General features: G+C 65.7%; 19 protein-coding genes and 2 tRNA genes. 13 read left to right on the top strand and 8 right to left on the bottom strand.

Annotated features, from left to right (window positions below; genetic code table 11):
* Nucleotides 1–17: 17 nt before the first annotated feature.
* Both U9970_RS03090 and ebsA read right to left on the bottom strand, forming a co-directional pair.
* Complete coding sequence (locus tag U9970_RS03090) at nt 18–1,115, bottom strand: phosphotransacetylase family protein (RefSeq protein WP_322765251.1); 1,098 nt, start codon at nt 1,113–1,115, stop codon at nt 18–20.
* A 36-nt stretch (nt 1,116–1,151) separates the two neighbouring features.
* Complete coding sequence (gene ebsA, locus U9970_RS03085; protein WP_322765250.1) at nt 1,152–1,529, bottom strand: type IV pilus biogenesis protein EbsA; 378 nt, start codon at nt 1,527–1,529, stop codon at nt 1,152–1,154.
* Between the two features lie 79 nt (nt 1,530–1,608).
* On the opposite strand from ebsA, the gene U9970_RS03080 reads away from it, so the two are divergent.
* Nucleotides 1,609–2,349, top strand: coding sequence for an NAD-dependent epimerase/dehydratase family protein (locus tag U9970_RS03080; RefSeq protein WP_322765249.1), 741 nt, complete (start codon nt 1,609–1,611; stop codon nt 2,347–2,349).
* On the opposite strand, the gene map is transcribed toward U9970_RS03080, so the two are convergent.
* Nucleotides 2,346–3,203, bottom strand: a complete 858-nt coding sequence (gene map / locus U9970_RS03075; protein WP_322765248.1) for a type I methionyl aminopeptidase — start codon at nt 3,201–3,203, stop codon at nt 2,346–2,348. The genes U9970_RS03080 and map overlap by 4 nt on opposite strands.
* A gap of 149 nt (nt 3,204–3,352) precedes the next feature.
* On the opposite strand from map, the gene rplS reads away from it, so the two are divergent.
* The 4 genes from rplS (at nt 3,353) to gltX (ending at nt 5,934) form a co-directional block, all read left to right on the top strand.
* Entirely contained in the window at nt 3,353–3,835 is a 483-nt protein-coding gene (gene rplS / locus U9970_RS03070; protein ID WP_322765247.1) for a 50S ribosomal protein L19, read from the top strand.
* A 92-nt stretch (nt 3,836–3,927) separates the two neighbouring features.
* A tRNA-Trp gene (locus tag U9970_RS03065) sits at nt 3,928–4,000 on the top strand.
* A 352-nt stretch (nt 4,001–4,352) separates the two neighbouring features.
* Nucleotides 4,353–4,426 (top strand) — tRNA-Asp (locus U9970_RS03060).
* A gap of 26 nt (nt 4,427–4,452) precedes the next feature.
* Complete coding sequence (gene gltX / locus U9970_RS03055) at nt 4,453–5,934, top strand: glutamate--tRNA ligase (protein WP_322765246.1); 1,482 nt, start codon at nt 4,453–4,455, stop codon at nt 5,932–5,934.
* Here the strand turns inward: gltX and U9970_RS03050 are convergent.
* Genes U9970_RS03050 through U9970_RS03040 form a run of 3 tightly spaced genes read right to left on the bottom strand, consistent with a single transcriptional unit; the run spans nt 5,866 to nt 7,900 of the window.
* Entirely contained in the window at nt 5,866–7,116 is a 1,251-nt protein-coding gene (locus U9970_RS03050; RefSeq protein WP_322765245.1) for a cation:proton antiporter domain-containing protein, read from the bottom strand. The genes gltX and U9970_RS03050 overlap by 69 nt on opposite strands.
* Nucleotides 7,113–7,355 (bottom strand): hypothetical protein, encoded by a 243-nt coding sequence (locus U9970_RS03045; RefSeq protein ID WP_322765244.1) that lies wholly within the window; start codon nt 7,353–7,355, stop codon nt 7,113–7,115. Before U9970_RS03045 ends, U9970_RS03050 begins: the two co-directional genes overlap by 4 nt.
* Nucleotides 7,313–7,900 carry a DUF1643 domain-containing protein gene (locus tag U9970_RS03040; RefSeq protein WP_322765243.1) on the bottom strand — a complete coding sequence of 196 codons (588 nt, stop codon included), beginning with the start codon at nt 7,898–7,900 and terminating at the stop codon, nt 7,313–7,315. The genes U9970_RS03045 and U9970_RS03040 overlap by 43 nt, the downstream gene beginning before the upstream one ends.
* A gap of 33 nt (nt 7,901–7,933) precedes the next feature.
* Here U9970_RS03040 and U9970_RS03035 point away from each other — a divergent pair, with 33 nt between their 5' ends.
* The 6 genes from U9970_RS03035 to U9970_RS03010 are packed head-to-tail and all read left to right on the top strand — an operon-like array spanning nt 7,934 to nt 13,875.
* Nucleotides 7,934–8,272 carry a nucleotidyltransferase domain-containing protein gene (locus U9970_RS03035; protein WP_322765242.1) on the top strand — a complete coding sequence of 113 codons (339 nt, stop codon included), beginning with the start codon at nt 7,934–7,936 and terminating at the stop codon, nt 8,270–8,272.
* Entirely contained in the window at nt 8,269–8,661 is a 393-nt protein-coding gene (locus U9970_RS03030) for a HEPN domain-containing protein (protein WP_322765241.1), read from the top strand. The genes U9970_RS03035 and U9970_RS03030 overlap by 4 nt, the downstream gene beginning before the upstream one ends.
* A gap of 41 nt (nt 8,662–8,702) precedes the next feature.
* Complete coding sequence (gene polA, locus U9970_RS03025; protein WP_322765240.1) at nt 8,703–11,711, top strand: DNA polymerase I; 3,009 nt, start codon at nt 8,703–8,705, stop codon at nt 11,709–11,711.
* 11 nt (nt 11,712–11,722) lie between these two features.
* Complete coding sequence (cysS, locus tag U9970_RS03020; protein ID WP_322765239.1) at nt 11,723–13,168, top strand: cysteine--tRNA ligase; 1,446 nt, start codon at nt 11,723–11,725, stop codon at nt 13,166–13,168.
* Between the two features lie 51 nt (nt 13,169–13,219).
* Entirely contained in the window at nt 13,220–13,465 is a 246-nt protein-coding gene (locus U9970_RS03015) for a type II toxin-antitoxin system Phd/YefM family antitoxin (protein ID WP_322765238.1), read from the top strand.
* A complete protein-coding gene (locus U9970_RS03010; protein ID WP_322765237.1) occupies nt 13,462–13,875 on the top strand; it encodes a type II toxin-antitoxin system VapC family toxin in 414 nt (137 codons plus the stop codon). Before U9970_RS03015 ends, U9970_RS03010 begins: the two co-directional genes overlap by 4 nt.
* Before the next feature lie 15 nt (nt 13,876–13,890).
* On the opposite strand, the gene U9970_RS03005 is transcribed toward U9970_RS03010, so the two are convergent.
* Both U9970_RS03005 and U9970_RS03000 read right to left on the bottom strand, forming a co-directional pair.
* The gene (locus U9970_RS03005) at nt 13,891–14,115 is read right to left on the bottom strand and encodes a hypothetical protein (protein ID WP_106633117.1); all 225 of its coding nucleotides are present in this window, start codon (nt 14,113–14,115) and stop codon (nt 13,891–13,893) included.
* A 19-nt stretch (nt 14,116–14,134) separates the two neighbouring features.
* Nucleotides 14,135–14,815, bottom strand: a complete 681-nt coding sequence (locus tag U9970_RS03000; protein WP_322765236.1) for an RluA family pseudouridine synthase — start codon at nt 14,813–14,815, stop codon at nt 14,135–14,137.
* Between the two features lie 44 nt (nt 14,816–14,859).
* Between U9970_RS03000 and U9970_RS02995 the strand changes: the two genes are divergently transcribed.
* Nucleotides 14,860–16,110: a 1-deoxy-D-xylulose-5-phosphate reductoisomerase gene (locus U9970_RS02995; RefSeq protein ID WP_322765235.1), complete on the top strand. Its 1,251-nt coding sequence runs from the start codon at nt 14,860–14,862 to the stop codon at nt 16,108–16,110.
* Nucleotides 16,107–16,454 carry a (2Fe-2S) ferredoxin domain-containing protein gene (locus U9970_RS02990; protein WP_322765234.1) on the top strand — a complete coding sequence of 116 codons (348 nt, stop codon included), beginning with the start codon at nt 16,107–16,109 and terminating at the stop codon, nt 16,452–16,454. The genes U9970_RS02995 and U9970_RS02990 overlap by 4 nt, the downstream gene beginning before the upstream one ends.
* Nucleotides 16,455–16,493: the final 39 nt, after the last annotated feature.

Here is a 16,493-nt window from a genome sequence, read left to right as displayed (position 1 = left end):
CTTTGAAACTAGCAGCGTTATTTCATTAACGCGGGCAACTGCAACCGAGCAAACAGGCGCTCGAAATTGCAATGCTCTTCCACCAGCCGGAAGGCAAAGCTTGCCTTCACCACTTCGTGCAGACGCACATGACCAAAGGCCTGCTCAATCACTTCCACCGTAGTGAGGGTGTCGTGCTCCACCTTGAGCAGGGGCACTTCGAGCTCCTCGGCCCGGTTGAGCAGCTGGGGCAGCGGGTCTCCAGCGCCCGTGAGAATCAGGCACTGGGTTGAGGCCTCCAGGGCTGCCAGCTGAATATCAGTGCGATCAGCGCCAGTCACCACAGCCATGTTGCGGCGGCGCCGGAAAAACTCCATTGCCGAGTTGACGTTCATGGCGCCAATCGAGAGGGTTTCCACCAGGAGATCGAGCCGTTCCGGGCAGCACAGCACCTGGGCACCGAGCCGCAGGGCCAGCTCCTCCACCGTGACACTGCGCAGCAGCGGGCTTTGGGGCATGACGCCAAGCACGGGCAAACCAAGTCGCTCCAAGGCAGGTACTACCTCGGCGCTTAGCTGGGCCACAAGCCCCGGCTTGACGGCATTGAGCACCACCCCCGCCAGATGCTCACCCAACTCAGCCTTAGCCGCCAGGAGCGGGTCGATGCTGCAGCTATCGATCCAGGGATGCACCAGCAACACCGATGCCCCCAAGCCCCGGGCCAGCTGGGCCAGGCTGAGGCCGTAAAGCAATCCCTCATGCAAGCTGCCGGCGGCTTCCAGCAGGGTGAGCCCGTCGCTGGCGGCGGCCAGCTGCTGACGCAGCTGCTCAAAACCCGAGCCGGGATCCAAGTCACCCTGCAGTAGCCGCCGCTCTGCCGTGAGCGGATCGAGCACGTGCAGCGAGGGAATCAGATTGGCTTCCGGAAGCCCCAGGGTGGCGCCGATGAAACGCACATCCGCATCCAGCAGAGGCGCCTGGCTGGCAGCATCCGCCGGGCTATCGAGGCTGGTGGCCAGGGGCTTGCCAAAACGCACCGGCACTCCCTGGCGAGCCAGCTGGCGGGCCAGGCCAAGCACCACCGCCGATTTACCACTGAAGGATTCGCAGGAGCCGATCAGCAAGGTGGGGGCCATCGGTCAACCTCGCTGGGGGGTGTCTTGAAGCGAAATTTAGGCGGCGCTGCCCACTGCTTCGGTAGCAAGGGGCGGCTGACCCAGCAGCAGCCATTGCCAGAAACTCGCAGGCAACTGCTCCCCTTCCCGATCCATCAACCACTGGACCAGCTGGTAGCAGGGCAGCTCAAAGCTGTACTGCACCTCTGGTAAATCGGGAAAAATCAAATCGCAGTGGAGAATTTCCTGGGGTGCCGTCTCACCACTCCAGCTCAACCGCAACATGTGGCTACGCCCCCCCTGCAGCAAGCGCTTACCTGTCCAATCGCCCGCTAGCAGGATCGCCAAGGCACCTTCCAAAGGCATAGGCCTCCCCAACCCCCCGCAGTAGGGAGCAAATAGGGGCACTAGGGGGGCAACAGAATCGGGGATCATGCCAGTGGGCATTAAGGCGGCGTATCCGTCAACTATTTGCGACCATGCTGACGCGTCAGCCGCCGTTTGTGCGAGGCAGATGACCAATTTTGATGGATGCCGGATCGCGATTACCGGTGCGAGCGGCAGCCTGGGCCGGGCCCTGCTCCAGGAACTAGCCCAGCAGGGCGCCTCGCTGGTAGCCCTCACCAGCAGCAGCGAACCCCTGCTGCTGCTGGATCCTGCTGGCACAGCAATTCCCCTAGAGCAGGTCTGCTGGCAATGCGGCCAGGAGCAGGAGCTGCGGGGGCTGCTGGAGCGGGTAGACATCCTGGTGCTCAACCACGGCATCAACCAGCTACAGCGCCGCAGCCGCTCAGCCACGGCGCTTGCCCTGGAGGTGAATGCCCTGAGCAGCTGGCGACTGATGGAGCTGTTTGCCGAGGTGGTGCAACAAAGCCCCCGCCCAGAGCGGCCCAAGCCAGAGGTGTGGATCAACACCTCGGAGGCGGAGATCCAGCCCGCCCTCAGCCCCCTCTATGAATTGAGCAAACGGCTGCTAGGCAGTTTGGTGAGCCTGCGGGCCCTGGATCTCTCTGGTGCCAACGGGCCCCTGCGCATCCGCCGGCTGGTGCTGGGGCCCTTCCGCTCCAGCCTCAACCCAATCGGGGTAATGGGGCCGGGATTCGTGGCCAATCAGGTGCTCGCCCAGGCCCGGTTAGGGCTCAGCCTGATCATCGTGACCCCAAACCCCCTCACCTACGTGTTGATGCCCCTAAGCACCCTGGCGCGTTGGGGCTACTTCAAGCTGCTGACGCGGCCAAGCCCAGGCCAGCCCTAGAAATCGCGGTCGGTGAGAATTTCACAACCGTCGCTGGTTACGGCGATGGTGTGCTCCCACTGGGCCGACCAGCTGCCATCAACGGTCACCACGGTCCAGCGATCCTTGAGGGTGCGGCAGGCCTTACTGCCGGCGTTGAGGATCGGCTCCACCGCCAGGGTCATGCCTGGGCGCAACTTCATGTTGGGCAGATCTCGGGTGCGGAAGTTGAACACCGAGGGCTCCTCGTGCAGATTGCGGCCCACTCCATGGCCCGTGTAGTCCTCCACCACCGCAAAACCGTGGGCCTCGACATGGTCTTGGACCGCTCCAGCGATATCGAGGAGTGTGTTGCCCGCCTTAATCTGGGCCAGGCCCTTCATCAGCGATTCCTGGGCCACCCGGCAGAGGGTCTGGGCCTCCTCGGTGGCGCCTTCACCTACGCAAAGGCTGACGCAGCTGTCGCCGTGATAGCCGTCGAAGTAGGCACCGGTGTCGATCTTCACCAGATCGCCGGCCTGAATAACCCGTTTGCTGTTCGGGATGCCGTGGACCACTTCGTTGTTGATTGAGGCACATATGCTGGCCGGGAATCCGTGATAGCCCTTGAAGCTGGGGGTAGCACCCATCTCGCGGATGCGCTTCTCGGCATGGCGATCGAGGTCGCCGGTGCTCATGCCGGGAGCCGCCAGCTCCAGAATTTCGCGCAGCACCGTGGCCACAATCCGGCTGGCCTTGCGCATGGTGTCGATCTCGCGGGCCGACTTGATTTCAACGCCGCGCCGTCCCTTCTGGATGCGTGGACCGGTTTCAACGGTGGGGGAGGCAACCGCCGCGCCCTTGGTGCTGGCCAGTAGGTCGGCAAACAGATTCATGCAATGACCCACCGGCAGCTATCCGGCAGCGATGTAGGGCAGAACTGAAAGCTACCAATGGGACTGGACCGCTGTGGCAAAAGCGAAATAGCAAAGGGGGCACCACGAGCCGGTACACTGCATCTTTGGCCAGGCGTAGCGGAGCTGAGATGGCAACGGAGTCGACAGAAAATCAAGCGACTGATCAGGTGGTAGATGCCACTGTGAGCACCGCAGCTCCTGCGGCCACCGCGGTGCAAGAAAAACCCGCCGCCGCGAAGGCCAGAACCGGCAAACTCAGCGCCCAAGAGCTGATCCGGGCCTTTGAAGCCGAGCAACTCAAGGACGAGCTGCCTGACATTTATGTCGGCGACACCGTGAAGGTCGGTGTGCTCATCCGAGAAGGCAATAAGGAGCGTGTGCAGCCCTACGAGGGCGTGGTGATCGCTAAGCGCCATGGCGGCCTCAACGAAACCATCACGGTGCGCCGGATCTTCCAGGGCATTGGCGTGGAGCGGGTCTTCATGCTTCACAGTCCTCAAGTTGCCTCCGTGAATGTGGAGCGCCGCGGTAAGGTGCGTCGGGCGAAGCTCTTCTACTTGCGCGACCGGGTGGGTAAAGCCACGCGCGTCAAGCAACGCTTCGACCGCTGAGGTTGCCAACGCAACGTCAGCCTGCCGTCTTGGGATCCCTCAAGACAGCTGGCTGATTAGCCGCGGCCTCCTGATTACGGGGCATCGGCCATGCGCCGTTAGTTCAGTTGGTAGAACGCAGGTCTCCAAAACCTGATGTCGGGGGTTCAAGTCCTCCACGGCGCGTTCGATGCCCCAATTTGCAGTTTGCTGGTTTGAGCATGGAGTTGGATTTACAACCCGGGGATGTGGTCAAGGTGCTCGAATCAGCCGCTCTGGGCTGGGTTCGAGCTCGGGTGATCCGGGTGAAATCCGGTGGCAGGGTGGTTGTGCAGAGCGACCAAGGTCGTGAATTCACAGCCCGAGGCAATCAGGTTCGTTTGATTGAGCCAGCAGGGTTTAGACCCTGAGATTCATGCGGCTTTAATGCCGATCCGCAATGCCGGTCTGCCCTAAACCAATTGGTTGACGAGCGGACCGGCCATCACGGATAATTTCAAAGTCGCTTCTGCGACACAGTTAGCTCAAAAAGCTGCCTGGGACTGTAGTTCAACCGGTTAGAGCACCGCCCTGTCACGGCGGAAGTTGCGGGTTCGAATCCCGTCAGTCCCGTTCCATTTAAATTAGGAGTTGTCCCTGTGGATGCTGCGCAGTCCGTAGCAGGGCAACCTTCTTCAGATCGGCCGGTTCGGGTTCGCCTGGCCCCGAGCCCAACGGGCACGCTGCACATAGGTACGGCCCGCACTGCGGTCTTCAACTGGCTTTACGCCCGCCGCCTGGGCGGTCAGTTTTTGCTGCGCATTGAAGACACCGACAAAGAGCGCAGCAAGCCCGAATACACCACCAACATTCTCGAAGGGCTGCAGTGGCTGGGGCTGCAATGGGACGGCGAACCCGTTATTCAGAGCGCTCGCATCAGCGAGCACCGGGCCGCCATTGAGCAACTGCTTGCATCCGGCCACGCCTACCGCTGCTACGCCAGCGAGGCGGAACTCGCCACCATGCGGGAGCAGCAGGCAGCCAGCAAGCAGGCCCCCCGCTACGACAACCGCCACCGCGACCTAACCGCCGAGCAGCAACAGGCCTTCATCGCCGAGGGGCGCCAAGCCACCATCCGCTTCCGCATCGACGACGAGGCAACGATCACCTGGAGCGACCTGGTGCGGGGCGAAATGCGCTGGGCCGGCGCCGATCTAGGTGGCGACATGGTGATCGCCCGCCGGGCCGCCGCCGACCAGATCGGCGACCCCCTCTACAACCTGGTGGTGGTAGTAGACGATGCCGCCATGGCGATCAGCCATGTGATCCGCGGTGAAGACCACATCGCCAACACCGCCAAACAGCTGCTGCTGTACCAAGCCCTTGGCGCCGAGCCCCCGGTGTTTGCCCACACCCCCTTGATCCTCAACCAGGAGGGCAAGAAGCTCTCCAAACGCGACGGCGTCACCTCGGTGAGCGACTTTCGGCAGATGGGCTACACCGCTGAAGCCCTGGCCAACTACATGACCCTGCTGGGCTGGTCGCCACCGGAGGGGATGGGCGAGCGCTTCAGCCTGGCTGAGGCAGCGGCAGCTTTTTCCTTCGAGCGGGTCAACCGCGCCGGCGCTCGCTTCGACTGGGACAAGCTCAACTGGCTAAACGGCCAGGTGCTGCACGAACTGGGGCCCGAGGCCCTGCGGCAGCAGCTGCTGCCCCTCTGGGCCGCCGCGGGCTGGCCGGCTGATTGCAGCGGCATCAGCGCAGACCCCGCCTGGCAGCTACAGCTATGTGAGCTGCTCGGCCCCTCCCTCACCCTGCTGGCCGACGGTGTCGACCAGGCCCGGCCATTCTTCGCAACTCCAGCCCTCAACGAAGCTGCCAGCGCCCAGCTCGAACTCGAGGGTGCCCGCCCAGCCCTGGCAGCCCTACTGGAGCAGTTGCCGCCAGAGGCCCTGGAGCCCGATCAGGCCCAGGCGCTGCTTAGCGAGGCCGCAACTGCCGCCGGCGTCAAGAAGGGCGTGATCATGAAAAGCCTGCGGGCAGCGCTACTCGGCAGCCTTCAGGGCCCAGACCTACTGGCCACCTGGCTGCTGCTGCACCGATGCGGCGCCGACCTCCCCCGCATCGCCCGCTGCCTCTGAGAGGCCAAGCCAGCGGGCCAGGGGGCCGGCGCTCAGGCCCTGCAGCCCCACGGTGAGCAGGATCGTCAGAAACACCAACCCCTGCAGACGGCCGGCCCCCACCACTCCCGCCTGCTCAAGGCGGATCGCAAACAGACTGGCCACTGCAGCGGTAACGATGCCGCGGGGCGCCAGCCAGCTCATCAGGGCCCGCTGGGGCAGGCTGAAGGCCAGGCCCCAGGTGGCCAGGCCGATGGCCACGGGGCGCACCAGCAGCATCAAACTCAGCACGCAGGCCACCCCTCCCCAGCCCAAGGGGCTGAGTTCGGCCCAGCTCACATCTGCGGCCAGCAGGGGAAAAAGCATCGTGATCGCCAGCTGGGCCAACTGACGAATCAACTCATCGAGCTCGGCGGCATCGGTATCGGGCCGGCGACCCACCACAACGCCAGCAGCCACGGCCGCGGGCAGCCCCGATTCGGGCAGCAGCAACTCACAGCCACTAAACATCAGAAACAAGGTGCCCAAGGTGAGCTGGAGCCGCAGGGCCCCGGCCGGCTGGGCGGGGATACGGCGCAGGGCTTCGGCCAGCAGCCAGCCGCAGAGGGCACCGATCGCCACACCGCCACCGAGCCGTTGCAGCAGCCCCAGGGCCAGCTCCCGCCAGCCATGGAGGTCGCCAAGGGCCAGCTCCAAAAGCAGTAGCGCCAGCACGGCACCAATCGGCTCCAAGATCAGGCCCTCCCCCTCCAGCACCTCGCCCAGGGGCGGCGCCAGGCGGATCTGCCGCACCAGCGGGGTTACCACGGTGGGGCCAGTGGCCAGCACGATGGCGCTGAACACCGCCGCCAGCGACCAGTTCAGCCCAGCCAGCCAGTGGGCGGCCAGCAGGCCAGCGGCGAGGCCGAGCACCAGGCGCACCAGCACGATGCGCAGCACCGCCTGCTTGGTGGCATCACAGGGCAGGCGCAGGTTGATGCCACCGTCGAACAGCACCAGGCTCACCAGCAGTCCCACCACCGTGCCCAGACCCGCACCCAGGTCGAGGGGTTCTACAAGGCCAAAACCGGAGCGGCCGATCACCAGACCGGCGCTGAGCAGCAGCACCACCCCAGGCAAGCCGGTGAGCCAGGCCAGGGCCTGAGCAGTGGCCCCGGCAAAAACCGTGACCCCCCAAAGCAGGCCCAGCCGCTCAGGCGTCATTCATCGAGGGCGTTGAACTTGGGCTCCACATGGATGCCAATCACGCCGTTGGGCCGCACCACCAGGTACTCGCCCTCCAGGTCGCCGATCGGCACATTCACGAAGGCGTCTGGGGCGGAGGCGGTGAGCACCCCGCCATACCACTGCTGAAACGCCTCCAGGGTGGGGAAGTTGACGGTTTCGGTCTGGCCGCCGCTCATATGCAGGTGAACGGCGTAGCGGCGGGGGATGCGGGACATGGGGGCGCGCCAGGCAGCGAAACGGACGTGCCCACAGGATGCCCCAGGGTCTGTTGGTTGTGCCAGGTAAGTGGCTGCAGCGCAACATCGCTGGCCACATAGAGGGGATGGCGGGGCTGGCCGGCGGCGGTGAGGCCCAGGGCCCAGAGACCATGCCCCTGCAACAAGGCCAGCACCTCCTGATCGCGCCCCCGCCAGGACCCCTGGTTGCCCCAGCCCAGCCAGAGGGTGGCCTCAGGCTGGGCCGCCAGGCGCCGCTGGATCCAGGCGTCGGTGTCGGCACCCACCGGATCAGTGGCGCGGCGCAGCACCGCCGGCGATGGGCTGATGCGGGCAAACAGGTTGAGCACCTCGAGGCTGCCGAAGCCCCAGTGCTGGGCAAAGCCCACCAACCGCCGCAGGGTGGGATCGTCGCGCTGGCCATCGGCCCGCGAAGGATTGAGGCCGATGAACAACAGCCGCGGCGCCGCCGGCTGCCACAGCCGCTCCAGCCACCAGCGGTAACGGCCGCAGGGGCTGAAGGCGGCTGCCAGCGTGGTCGCCAAGACCGGATCCGTCACAGCTCCTAATCTAGGTCCATGGCAAGCCTGGCCGCTATTCGCAACTCACGCCGCCAGGAGCGGCTCTCTGCCCTACGACAAGGAGCAGCCACCACAGCTGCCGCCTGGACAAACGCTGAGATTTGGCTGTTCGGCTCGCTGGCGCGCGGTGACTGGGACGCCTATTCCGACGTAGACCTGCTGGCCATCGCCCCCAGCCAGCAACAGGCTGATGCCCTGGCCGATGCGCTGCTGGATGCCCGCCTAGGTGACGACGTGCTGGCCCTAAGCCAGGAGCGCTGGCAGCAGCTGAAAGGGGGCGACGATCTCTACTGGCGGGCCATCGGCCGCGACGCCCTGCGCCTGGATCAGCCATGACTCCTCGGGTTGAGGCCTGGATCCGCCAGGCCCAAAACGATCTGGAGGCAGCGCGCTTCACGGCCGGCCAGGGGTTCCATGCCCAGGCCTGCTACCTGGCAGGTCAGGCCGCCGAAAAAGCGCTCAAGGCCTTGCTGCTGGCAGCCGGAATCACACCGCCATACAGCCACTCGCTCGAGAAACTGGTGGAACTGCTGCAACAGCAGGGCCTAGATCTCCCTGCCCTGGCTGAGCTGCATCTCAAGGCGCTTACGCGCATGAACAGCGCCAGCCGCTACCCCCAAGGCGATGAGGCACCGGCTGATCTCTTCGATGCCAACGACAGCACCACCGCCCTGGGCACTGCGGAGGCTGTGGTGCGGATCGCCATGGCCCAACTGCAAGCCTGAGCTCTGGCAGGCTGACCAGACCCATCACCCCTGGCAGCAACGTGGCCCCTGGCACCAAGCCCCTGCTGCTGCTGATCGACGGCCACTCCTTGGCCTTCCGCAGCTTTTACGCCTTTGCCAAGGGGGGCGACGGGGGGTTGAGCACCAAGGCGGGGGTGCCCACCAGCGTCACCTACGGCTTCTTAAAGGCCCTGCTCGACAACTGCAAGGGGCTCAAACCCAACGGCCTGGTGGTGGCTTTCGACACCGCCGAGCCCACCTTCCGCCACGAGGCAGATGCGGCCTATAAGGCCCACCGGGATGTGGCGCCGGAGCACTTTTTCGCCGACCTGGCCAATCTGCAGCAGATCCTGGCCGAGAGCCTCGACATTCCGCTGGCGATGGCACCGGGCTTCGAGGCCGACGACGTGCTCGGCACCCTGGCCAACCGGGCCGCCAACGCCGGCTGGCGGGTGCGGATCCTCTCGGGCGACCGCGACCTGTTCCAGCTGGTCGACGACGAGCGCGACATCGCCGTGCTCTACATGGGCGGCGGCCCCTACGCCAAAAACAGCGGCCCCAGCGAGATCCGCCGCGAGGGGGTGATCGCCAAGCTCGGCGTCACCCCGGAGGAGGTGGTGGATCTCAAGGCCCTCACCGGCGACAGCTCCGACAACATCCCGGGCGTCAAGGGCGTGGGCCCCAAGACCGCCATCAACCTCCTCAAAGAGTTTGAACATGTGGACGGCATTTACGCGGCGCTGGAGGCCCTGGAGCAGGCGGGCCCCAAGGCCAAAGACCCCAAGGGCGTGCTCAAGGGAGCCCTAGTGGACAAGCTGCGCGCCGACAAAGGCAACGCCTACCGCTCGCGCATGCTGGCCGAGATCCTGATCGACATTCCCCTGCCCAGCGAGCCCCGGCTGGAGCTGGGGGCTGTGAAGGCCGACGCCCTGGCCGGCAGTTTGGAGGAGCTGGAGCTGTACAGCCTGGTGAAACAGGTGCCCAACTTCGCCCAGCTGTTCTCAGCCGTGCCGCCGGAGCCCAGGGAGGAATCCAGCCCCGCGGGCGGCGCGGCCAGCCCAGCCACCGAAAAGGCGCCAACCGCTGGTGCGAAAGACCGCGAAACAAACGGTGCAACAGCTGCCGATCAGCCGGACAGCCAGGGGCTGCCGGCCCTCCAGCCCCGGCTGATCAGCAGCCCCGAGGCCCTCGCCGCCCTGGTGACCCACCTCAACAGCTGCAGCGATCCCGGCCGCCCCGTGGCCCTCGACACTGAAACCACCAGCCTCAATCCCTTCCAGGCCGAGCTGGTGGGGGTAGGGGTGGCCTGGGGGGATGGGGCTGCGGAGCTGGCCTACATCCCGATCAGCCACCAAGCCCAGCCGGCACCCGACCTGCTCACGGAAGCCCCGCCGTCGGAGCCCCAGCTGCCCCTCGCTGCAGTGCTCACCGCCCTGGCGCCCTGGCTGGCCAGTGCCTCCCACCCCAAGGCGCTGCAAAACGCCAAATACGACCGGCTGATCCTGCTGCGTCACGGCCTGCCGTTGGAGGGCGTGGTGATGGACACGATGCTCGCCGATTACCTGCGCGATGCCGGCGACAAGCATGGCCTCGACGCCATGGCTGAGCGCAACTTTGGCTTCAGCCCCACCAGCTACGTCGAGCTGGTGCCCAAGGGAGCCAATTTCGCGTCCGTGGGGATCGCCGAGGCGGCGCTGTACTGCGGCATGGATGTGCACATCACCTGGCGCCTGGCCCAGCTGCTGCGCCGCGAGCTCACCGCCATGGGCGATGCCCTGCCCGAGCTGCTCGACCAACTGGAGCTACCCCTGGAGCCGGTGCTGGCCCTGATGGAAGCCACCGGCATCCGCATCGACACCGCCTACCTGGGCGAGCTCAGCGCTGAGCTCAAAATCACCCTGGATCGCCTCGAGGGCGAGGCCAAAGCGGCCGCCGGGGTGGACTTCAACCTGGCTTCTCCTAAGCAGCTGGGCGAGCTGCTGTTCGACAGCCTCGGGCTGGACCGCAAGAAATCCCGCAAGACCAAAACCGGCTGGAGCACCGATGCCACCGTGCTCGAGAAGCTGGAGGCCGATCACCCAGTGGTGCCCCTGGTGCTGGAGCACCGCACCCTCAGCAAGCTCAAGAGCACCTACGTGGATGCCCTGCCCGCCCTGATGGAGCCGGAAACCGGCCGGGTGCACACCGATTTCAACCAGGCCGTCACCGCCACCGGGCGCCTGAGCAGCAGCAACCCCAACCTGCAGAACATCCCGATCCGCACCGAGTTCTCGCGGCGGATCCGCAAGGCCTTCCTGCCCCAGGAGGGCTGGAGCCTGATCAGCGCCGACTACTCCCAAATCGAGCTGCGCATCCTGGCCCACCTCAGCGGCGAACCAGTGCTGGTGGAGGCTTACCGCACTGGCGACGACGTGCACGCCCTCACGGCCCGGCTGCTGCTGGAGAAGGACACCGTGACGCCGGATGAACGTCGCCTGGGCAAGACGATCAACTTCGGCGTGATCTACGGCATGGGCGCCCAGCGCTTCGCCCGGGAAACGGGCGTGAGCCAGGCCGAGGCCAAGGAGTTTCTGAGCAAATACAAGCAGCGCTACCCGAAGGTGTTCGCCTTCCTGGAGCTGCAGGAGCGGCTGGCCCTGAGCCGGGGCTACGTGGAAACGATCCTGGGCCGCCGCCGCCCCTTCCACTTCGATCCCAATGGCCTGGGCCGGCTGCGGGGCAAGGATCCCCTGGAGATCGACCTAGATGTGGCCCGCCGCGGCGGCATGGAGGCCCAACAGCTGCGGGCTGCGGCCAACGCTCCGATCCAGGGCTCCAGCGCCGACATCATCAAGCTGGCCATGGTGCAGCTGCACCGGGAGCTGCAGGCCTCCGCCCTGCAGGCAAGACTTTTGCTGCAAGTGCACGACGAACTGGTGCTAGAAGCGGCCCCCGAGGCCCTCGAAGCGGTGCTCACCTTGACGCGTGAAACCATGGAGCGAGCCGTGGCCCTCACCGTACCCCTAGTGGTGGAGACGGGCGTCGGCCCCAACTGGATGGAAGCCAAGTAACCAGCAGCTCAATGACCTTGCGCCTCACCAACACCCTCACGCGCCGCATTGAACTGTTTGAGCCGCTGGTGCCCGGCCAGGTGAGCATCTACTGCTGCGGCGTGACGGTCTACGACCTCTGCCACCTGGGCCATGCCCGCAGCTACATCGCCTGGGATGTGCTGCGCCGCTACCTGCTCTGGTGCGGCTACCAGGTCACCTTCGTGCAGAACTACACGGACATCGACGACAAGATCCTGGGCAGGGCCGCTGAGGAGGGCAGCTCGATGCAGGCGGTTAGCGAGCGCAACATCGAGGCCTTCATAACCGACATGGCCCGCCTAAACATCCTGCCGCCCGACCGTATGCCGAGGGCTACCCAAAGCCTGGACGCCATTCGCAGCCTGATCACAGAGCTGGAAGCCAAGGGAGCCGCCTACAGCGCCGATGGCGATGTCTATTTCGCCGTGATGAAGCATGCCGGCTACGGCAAGCTCTCCGGCCGCGACCTAGCCGAGCAGCAGGACAACGCCGCCGGCCGGGTGGCGACTGCAGAGGAGGCCCGCAAGCAGCACCCCTTCGACTTCGCCCTCTGGAAAGGGGCCAAACCCGGTGAACCGAGCTGGGAGTCGCCCTGGGGTCCAGGCCGGCCCGGCTGGCATATCGAGTGCTCAGCGATGGTGCGCGAGGAGCTGGGCGACACGATCGACATCCACCTCGGTGGCGCCGACCTGATCTTTCCCCACCACGAAAACGAAATTGCCCAGTCGGAGGCGGCCAGCGGTCACGAGCTAGCCCGCTACTGGCTGCACAACGGCATGGTCAATGTGGGCGGCCAGAAGATGTCCAAATCTCTGGGCAACTTCACCACCATCCGGGCCCTGCTCGATTCCGGCATCACGCCGATGACATTGCGCCTGTTCACCCTGCAAGCCCACTACCGCAAGCCGCTCGACTTCAGCGCCGAAGCCCTCGAGGCCGCCGCCACCGGCTGGAAGGGCCTCAACGCCGCCCTGGGCCTCGCCGCCTCCACCTCAAGCGCCGACCCTGGCGCCACCCCAGAGCTCGCCGCCGCCCGCCAGCGCTTCGCCGCCGCCATGGACGACGACCTCAACACCGCCGCAGCCCTGGCGGTGCTGTTTGAGCTGGCCAAGCCCCTGCGCGCCCTCGCCAATCGGCTGGAGCGCGGCGATAGCAGCGCCGCCGAGGAGGCCCGGGCGCCAGAGCTGGTGGATCAGGGCCAGCTGCTGCTGGATCTGGCCGGAGTGCTCGGCCTCCAGAGCGAAACCGAGGCCAAAACCAGCACCACCAGCTCCGGCCCCAGCGACGCCGAGATCCAAGCCCAAATCGAACAGCGTCAGGCCGCAAAGGCCTCCCGCGACTTCGCCACGGCCGACGGCATCCGCGATGGCCTGAGGGCCCAGGGCATCGAGCTGATCGACAGGCCTGGCGGCATCACCGAATGGCTGCGGGGCTGAGCCTGCCCAACAATCTGGCCAGATTGCTGTGCTTCTGGCTAAGTTGATCTCATGCAGGTCAACATCCTCGAAGCCAAAAATCAGCTCTCCCGCCTAGTGCGAGCCGCCCAAGCCGGTGAAGAGGTGGTAATCGCCCAGCGGGGCATCCCTGCAGTGAGGCTCGTGGCCGTGGATAGTCCACCCTGCACCCTCGACCCAATCGCCTGGCTAGACGCCAACCCCTTACCTTCCCACCTGCAACGCAGCCACACTGCGATCGAAGCCGACATCCAGACACAGCGCGCCAGTTGGGATTGAGGAGCCTGGTCTATGTAGACAGCTGTGTGCTGATTTACGCCCTAGAAGACAACTCCCAGTTTGGCGAAGCAGCCCGGCGGTGCCTAGCAAATCAGCTGGCCGAGGACCGCACCCTGGCAATCTCCCCCCTGGTTCAGCTGGAATGCCTGGTGCAGCCCCTAGCCCGCCAGCAAATCGATCTGCTGGTTCGCTATCAGTCCTGGCTGCGGCAGTTTGAGTGGCTCAGCATCAACGATGCCAGCTTCGCCCATGCCACCGCACTACGCGCCATCCACGGCCTCAAAACACCTGATGCGATGCACCTGGCCACTGCTCTGCAACACGGCTGCGTAGCCCTAATAACCAACGACAACCGCCTCGAAAAGGTCCAAGTTGACCTGGTTTGTCTTTCGATCACCGCCAGCACCTGAGGGCCGGACCTTCATTCAGTCCTCGCTCGGCTCGGGTGCCTGCCGGCCCTGCATCATCCGCTCGATCTTGCGAATCCGCTCCAGGGTGGTGGTCCACACCTCTTTTTGAAAGCCCGGCTCACAGCCATCCACTAGAGCCTGCAGATCCTCCTGCCGCTCGAAGGCATCCCAGAGCTGGCGCTCGAGCTTGGCCCGGTCGATGAAGTTCCAGCGCTGCAGCCACACGGGCAGTGCCGCCATGGGAAAAGTTCAACTGGGCTCAGTTAAGGGGATCCACCCCCACCAGCCCATCGCCAAAGCAACGGCTGCGCAGGTGCAGCGGCTTGCCCGTGGCCGGATGCAGCAGCTGCAGGCCGGCGGCATGGAGCTGCAGCCGCGGCGCTGGGGCTGGTTCGCCGTAGAGGGGGTCGCCGTATAGCGGGTCGCCCAGCACCGGATGGCCAAGGGCCGCCAGGTGCACCCGCAACTGGTGAGAGCGACCGGTGCGGGGTTGCAGCAACAGCAAACTCGAGCCCACAAAGCGCCGCAACACTCGCCAGCGGGTGAAAGCCGACTTGCCACCGCACTCCAGCGGCACCACCCCATAGCGGGGCGGCCGAGTGGCAATCCGGGCTAGCGGCTGGTCGATGATCCCGCCCCGATCCGCAGGCAGCCCCTGCACCATGGCCAGGTAGGTCTTGCGCACCCGCCGCTCGGCAAAAGCGGCACTCAAGACCCGATGGGTGGTGGCATCTCTGGCCAGCAGGATCAGCCCCGAGGTATCGCGATCGAGGCGGTGCACCAGCCGTACCTCCGGCCACCGCTCCTGGGCCCTACTGATCAGGGAATCGGCCAGCTCGGGCCCAAGCCCCGGCTGGCTAAGCAGGCCCGAGGGCTTCACCAGGGCCAGCAGCCAGGGATCGGCAAAGAGCACACAACTGCCGGGATCACTGCGGGGCATCCTGCAGGGTCAATGGGAGACTTGTTACCACTTGAGCTGCCGCCGTGAAAGCCCTCTCCGTGCTCGGCTCCACCGGCTCGATCGGCACCCAAACCCTCGAACTGGCCGAGGAGTTCCCCGACCGCTTCCAGGTGGTGGCCCTCACGGCCGGCAACAACCTCGATCTATTGGTGAGTCAGATCCAGCGCCATGGTCCGGAAGTGGTAGCCCTGGCCAATGCCGAGCGCGTCAGCGAGCTGCGCGAGCGGCTGCAGGCCCTGGAGCCCGCCGCCAGGCCGGCCCGCATGCCCGAGCTGCTGGGGGGCTCTGAGGGCCTCTGTGCCGCCGCCGCCTGGTCCACGGCCGACCTGGTGGTGACCGGGATCGTGGGCTGCGCTGGCCTACTACCCACCCTGGCCGCCATCCGCGCCGGTAAGGATCTGGCCCTGGCCAATAAGGAAACCCTGATCGCCGCTGGCCCCGTGGTGCTGCCGGAGCTGGAGAAGAGCGGCTCGCGCCTACTGCCAGCTGATTCCGAGCACTCGGCGATCTTCCAGTGCCTGCAGGGCACCCCCTACGCCGAGACGGCCCGCCTCTCCACCGGCAGCCCCACCCCAGGCCTGCGCCGCATCCAGCTCACCGCCAGCGGCGGCGCCTTCCGCGATTGGCCAGCGGCAGACCTCCACAAAGCCACCGTGGCCGATGCCACCAGCCACCCCAACTGGAGCATGGGCCGCAAAATCACCGTGGATTCGGCCTCCTTAATGAACAAGGGCCTGGAGGTGATCGAGGCCCACTACCTGTTTGGTCTCGACTACGACCACATCGAGATCGTCATCCACCCCCAATCGATCATCCATTCGATGGTGGAGCTGGCCGATTCCTCGGTGCTGGCCCAGCTCGGCTGGCCCGATATGAAGCTACCCATTCTTTATTGCCTCAGCTGGCCCGAGCGCCTGAGCACCCCTTGGCGCCGGCTCGATCTCACCGAGGTGGGCCAGCTCAGCTTCCGCGCCCCCGACCCCGCCAAATACCCCTGCATGCAGCTGGCCTACGCGGCCGGCCGCGCCGGCGGCACGATGCCGGCGGTGATGAACGCCGCCAACGAACAGGCCGTGGCCCTCTTCCTTGAGGGAAGGGTCCACTTCCTCGATATCCCTACATTGATCGACGGGGTGTGTGATCGCCACCAAGTCGACCTGATGGCCAATCCCTCCCTAGACGACGTGCTGGCCGTAGACGCTTGGGCCCGTCAGGCGGTGCAGGAGGCTGCAGCCCGGCTCAAAGCCAAGGCGACAGCTGCGCTGCCGGCGTGATCTCGCACCACCTACTGCTCTGCGCCACTCCCAGCAAGGCCCTCTGCTGCCCCGATCCCGCCGTAGGCGCCGCTAGCTGGGATGCGCTTAAGCGCCTGGTGCGCGAGCTGGGCCTCGAGGAACCGGCCCGGCCCGAGGGGATCGTGCTGCGCACCAAGGCCGACTGCCTGCGCCGCTGCGCCGGCGGCCCCATCCTGCTGATCTGGCCGGAAGGCACCGTTTATGGCGGCGTCAGCCCCGAGCGGATCGAACCAATCCTGCGGGAGCACGTGATCGGCGGCCAGCCGATTGAGCAGTGGATCATCAAGCGCTATCAAATGTCTAGCAGCTTTAAACCGAACTGACTCCAGATCAAAAGGGACCCTGAAACGGAGCTGAGCCAT

This window comes from Cyanobium usitatum str. Tous (assembly GCF_963920485.1).
GTDB lineage: Bacteria > Cyanobacteriota > Cyanobacteriia > PCC-6307 > Cyanobiaceae > Cyanobium_A > Cyanobium_A usitatum_A.
This window is presented reverse-complemented; position numbering and strand designations above follow the sequence as displayed.

Excerpts from the sequence above, each read along its gene's own strand:
- U9970_RS03090 (WP_322765251.1), bottom strand. The coding sequence starts at position 1,115 with ATGGCCCCCACCTTGCTGATCGGCTCCTGCGAATCCTTCAGTGGTAAA.
- ebsA (WP_322765250.1), bottom strand. The coding sequence starts at position 1,529 with ATGATCCCCGATTCTGTTGCCCCCCTAGTGCCCCTATTTGCTCCCTAC.
- U9970_RS03080 (WP_322765249.1), top strand. The coding sequence starts at position 1,609 with ATGACCAATTTTGATGGATGCCGGATCGCGATTACCGGTGCGAGCGGC.
- map (WP_322765248.1), bottom strand. The coding sequence starts at position 3,203 with ATGAATCTGTTTGCCGACCTACTGGCCAGCACCAAGGGCGCGGCGGTT.
- rplS (WP_322765247.1), top strand. The coding sequence starts at position 3,353 with ATGGCAACGGAGTCGACAGAAAATCAAGCGACTGATCAGGTGGTAGAT.
- U9970_RS03050 (WP_322765245.1), bottom strand. The coding sequence starts at position 7,116 with ATGACGCCTGAGCGGCTGGGCCTGCTTTGGGGGGTCACGGTTTTTGCC.
- U9970_RS03045 (WP_322765244.1), bottom strand. The coding sequence starts at position 7,355 with ATGTCCCGCATCCCCCGCCGCTACGCCGTTCACCTGCATATGAGCGGC.
- U9970_RS03035 (WP_322765242.1), top strand. The coding sequence starts at position 7,934 with ATGGCAAGCCTGGCCGCTATTCGCAACTCACGCCGCCAGGAGCGGCTC.
- U9970_RS03030 (WP_322765241.1), top strand. The coding sequence starts at position 8,269 with ATGACTCCTCGGGTTGAGGCCTGGATCCGCCAGGCCCAAAACGATCTG.
- cysS (WP_322765239.1), top strand. The coding sequence starts at position 11,723 with ATGACCTTGCGCCTCACCAACACCCTCACGCGCCGCATTGAACTGTTT.
- U9970_RS03015 (WP_322765238.1), top strand. The coding sequence starts at position 13,220 with ATGCAGGTCAACATCCTCGAAGCCAAAAATCAGCTCTCCCGCCTAGTG.
- U9970_RS03005 (WP_106633117.1), bottom strand. The coding sequence starts at position 14,115 with ATGGCGGCACTGCCCGTGTGGCTGCAGCGCTGGAACTTCATCGACCGG.
- U9970_RS03000 (WP_322765236.1), bottom strand. The coding sequence starts at position 14,815 with ATGCCCCGCAGTGATCCCGGCAGTTGTGTGCTCTTTGCCGATCCCTGG.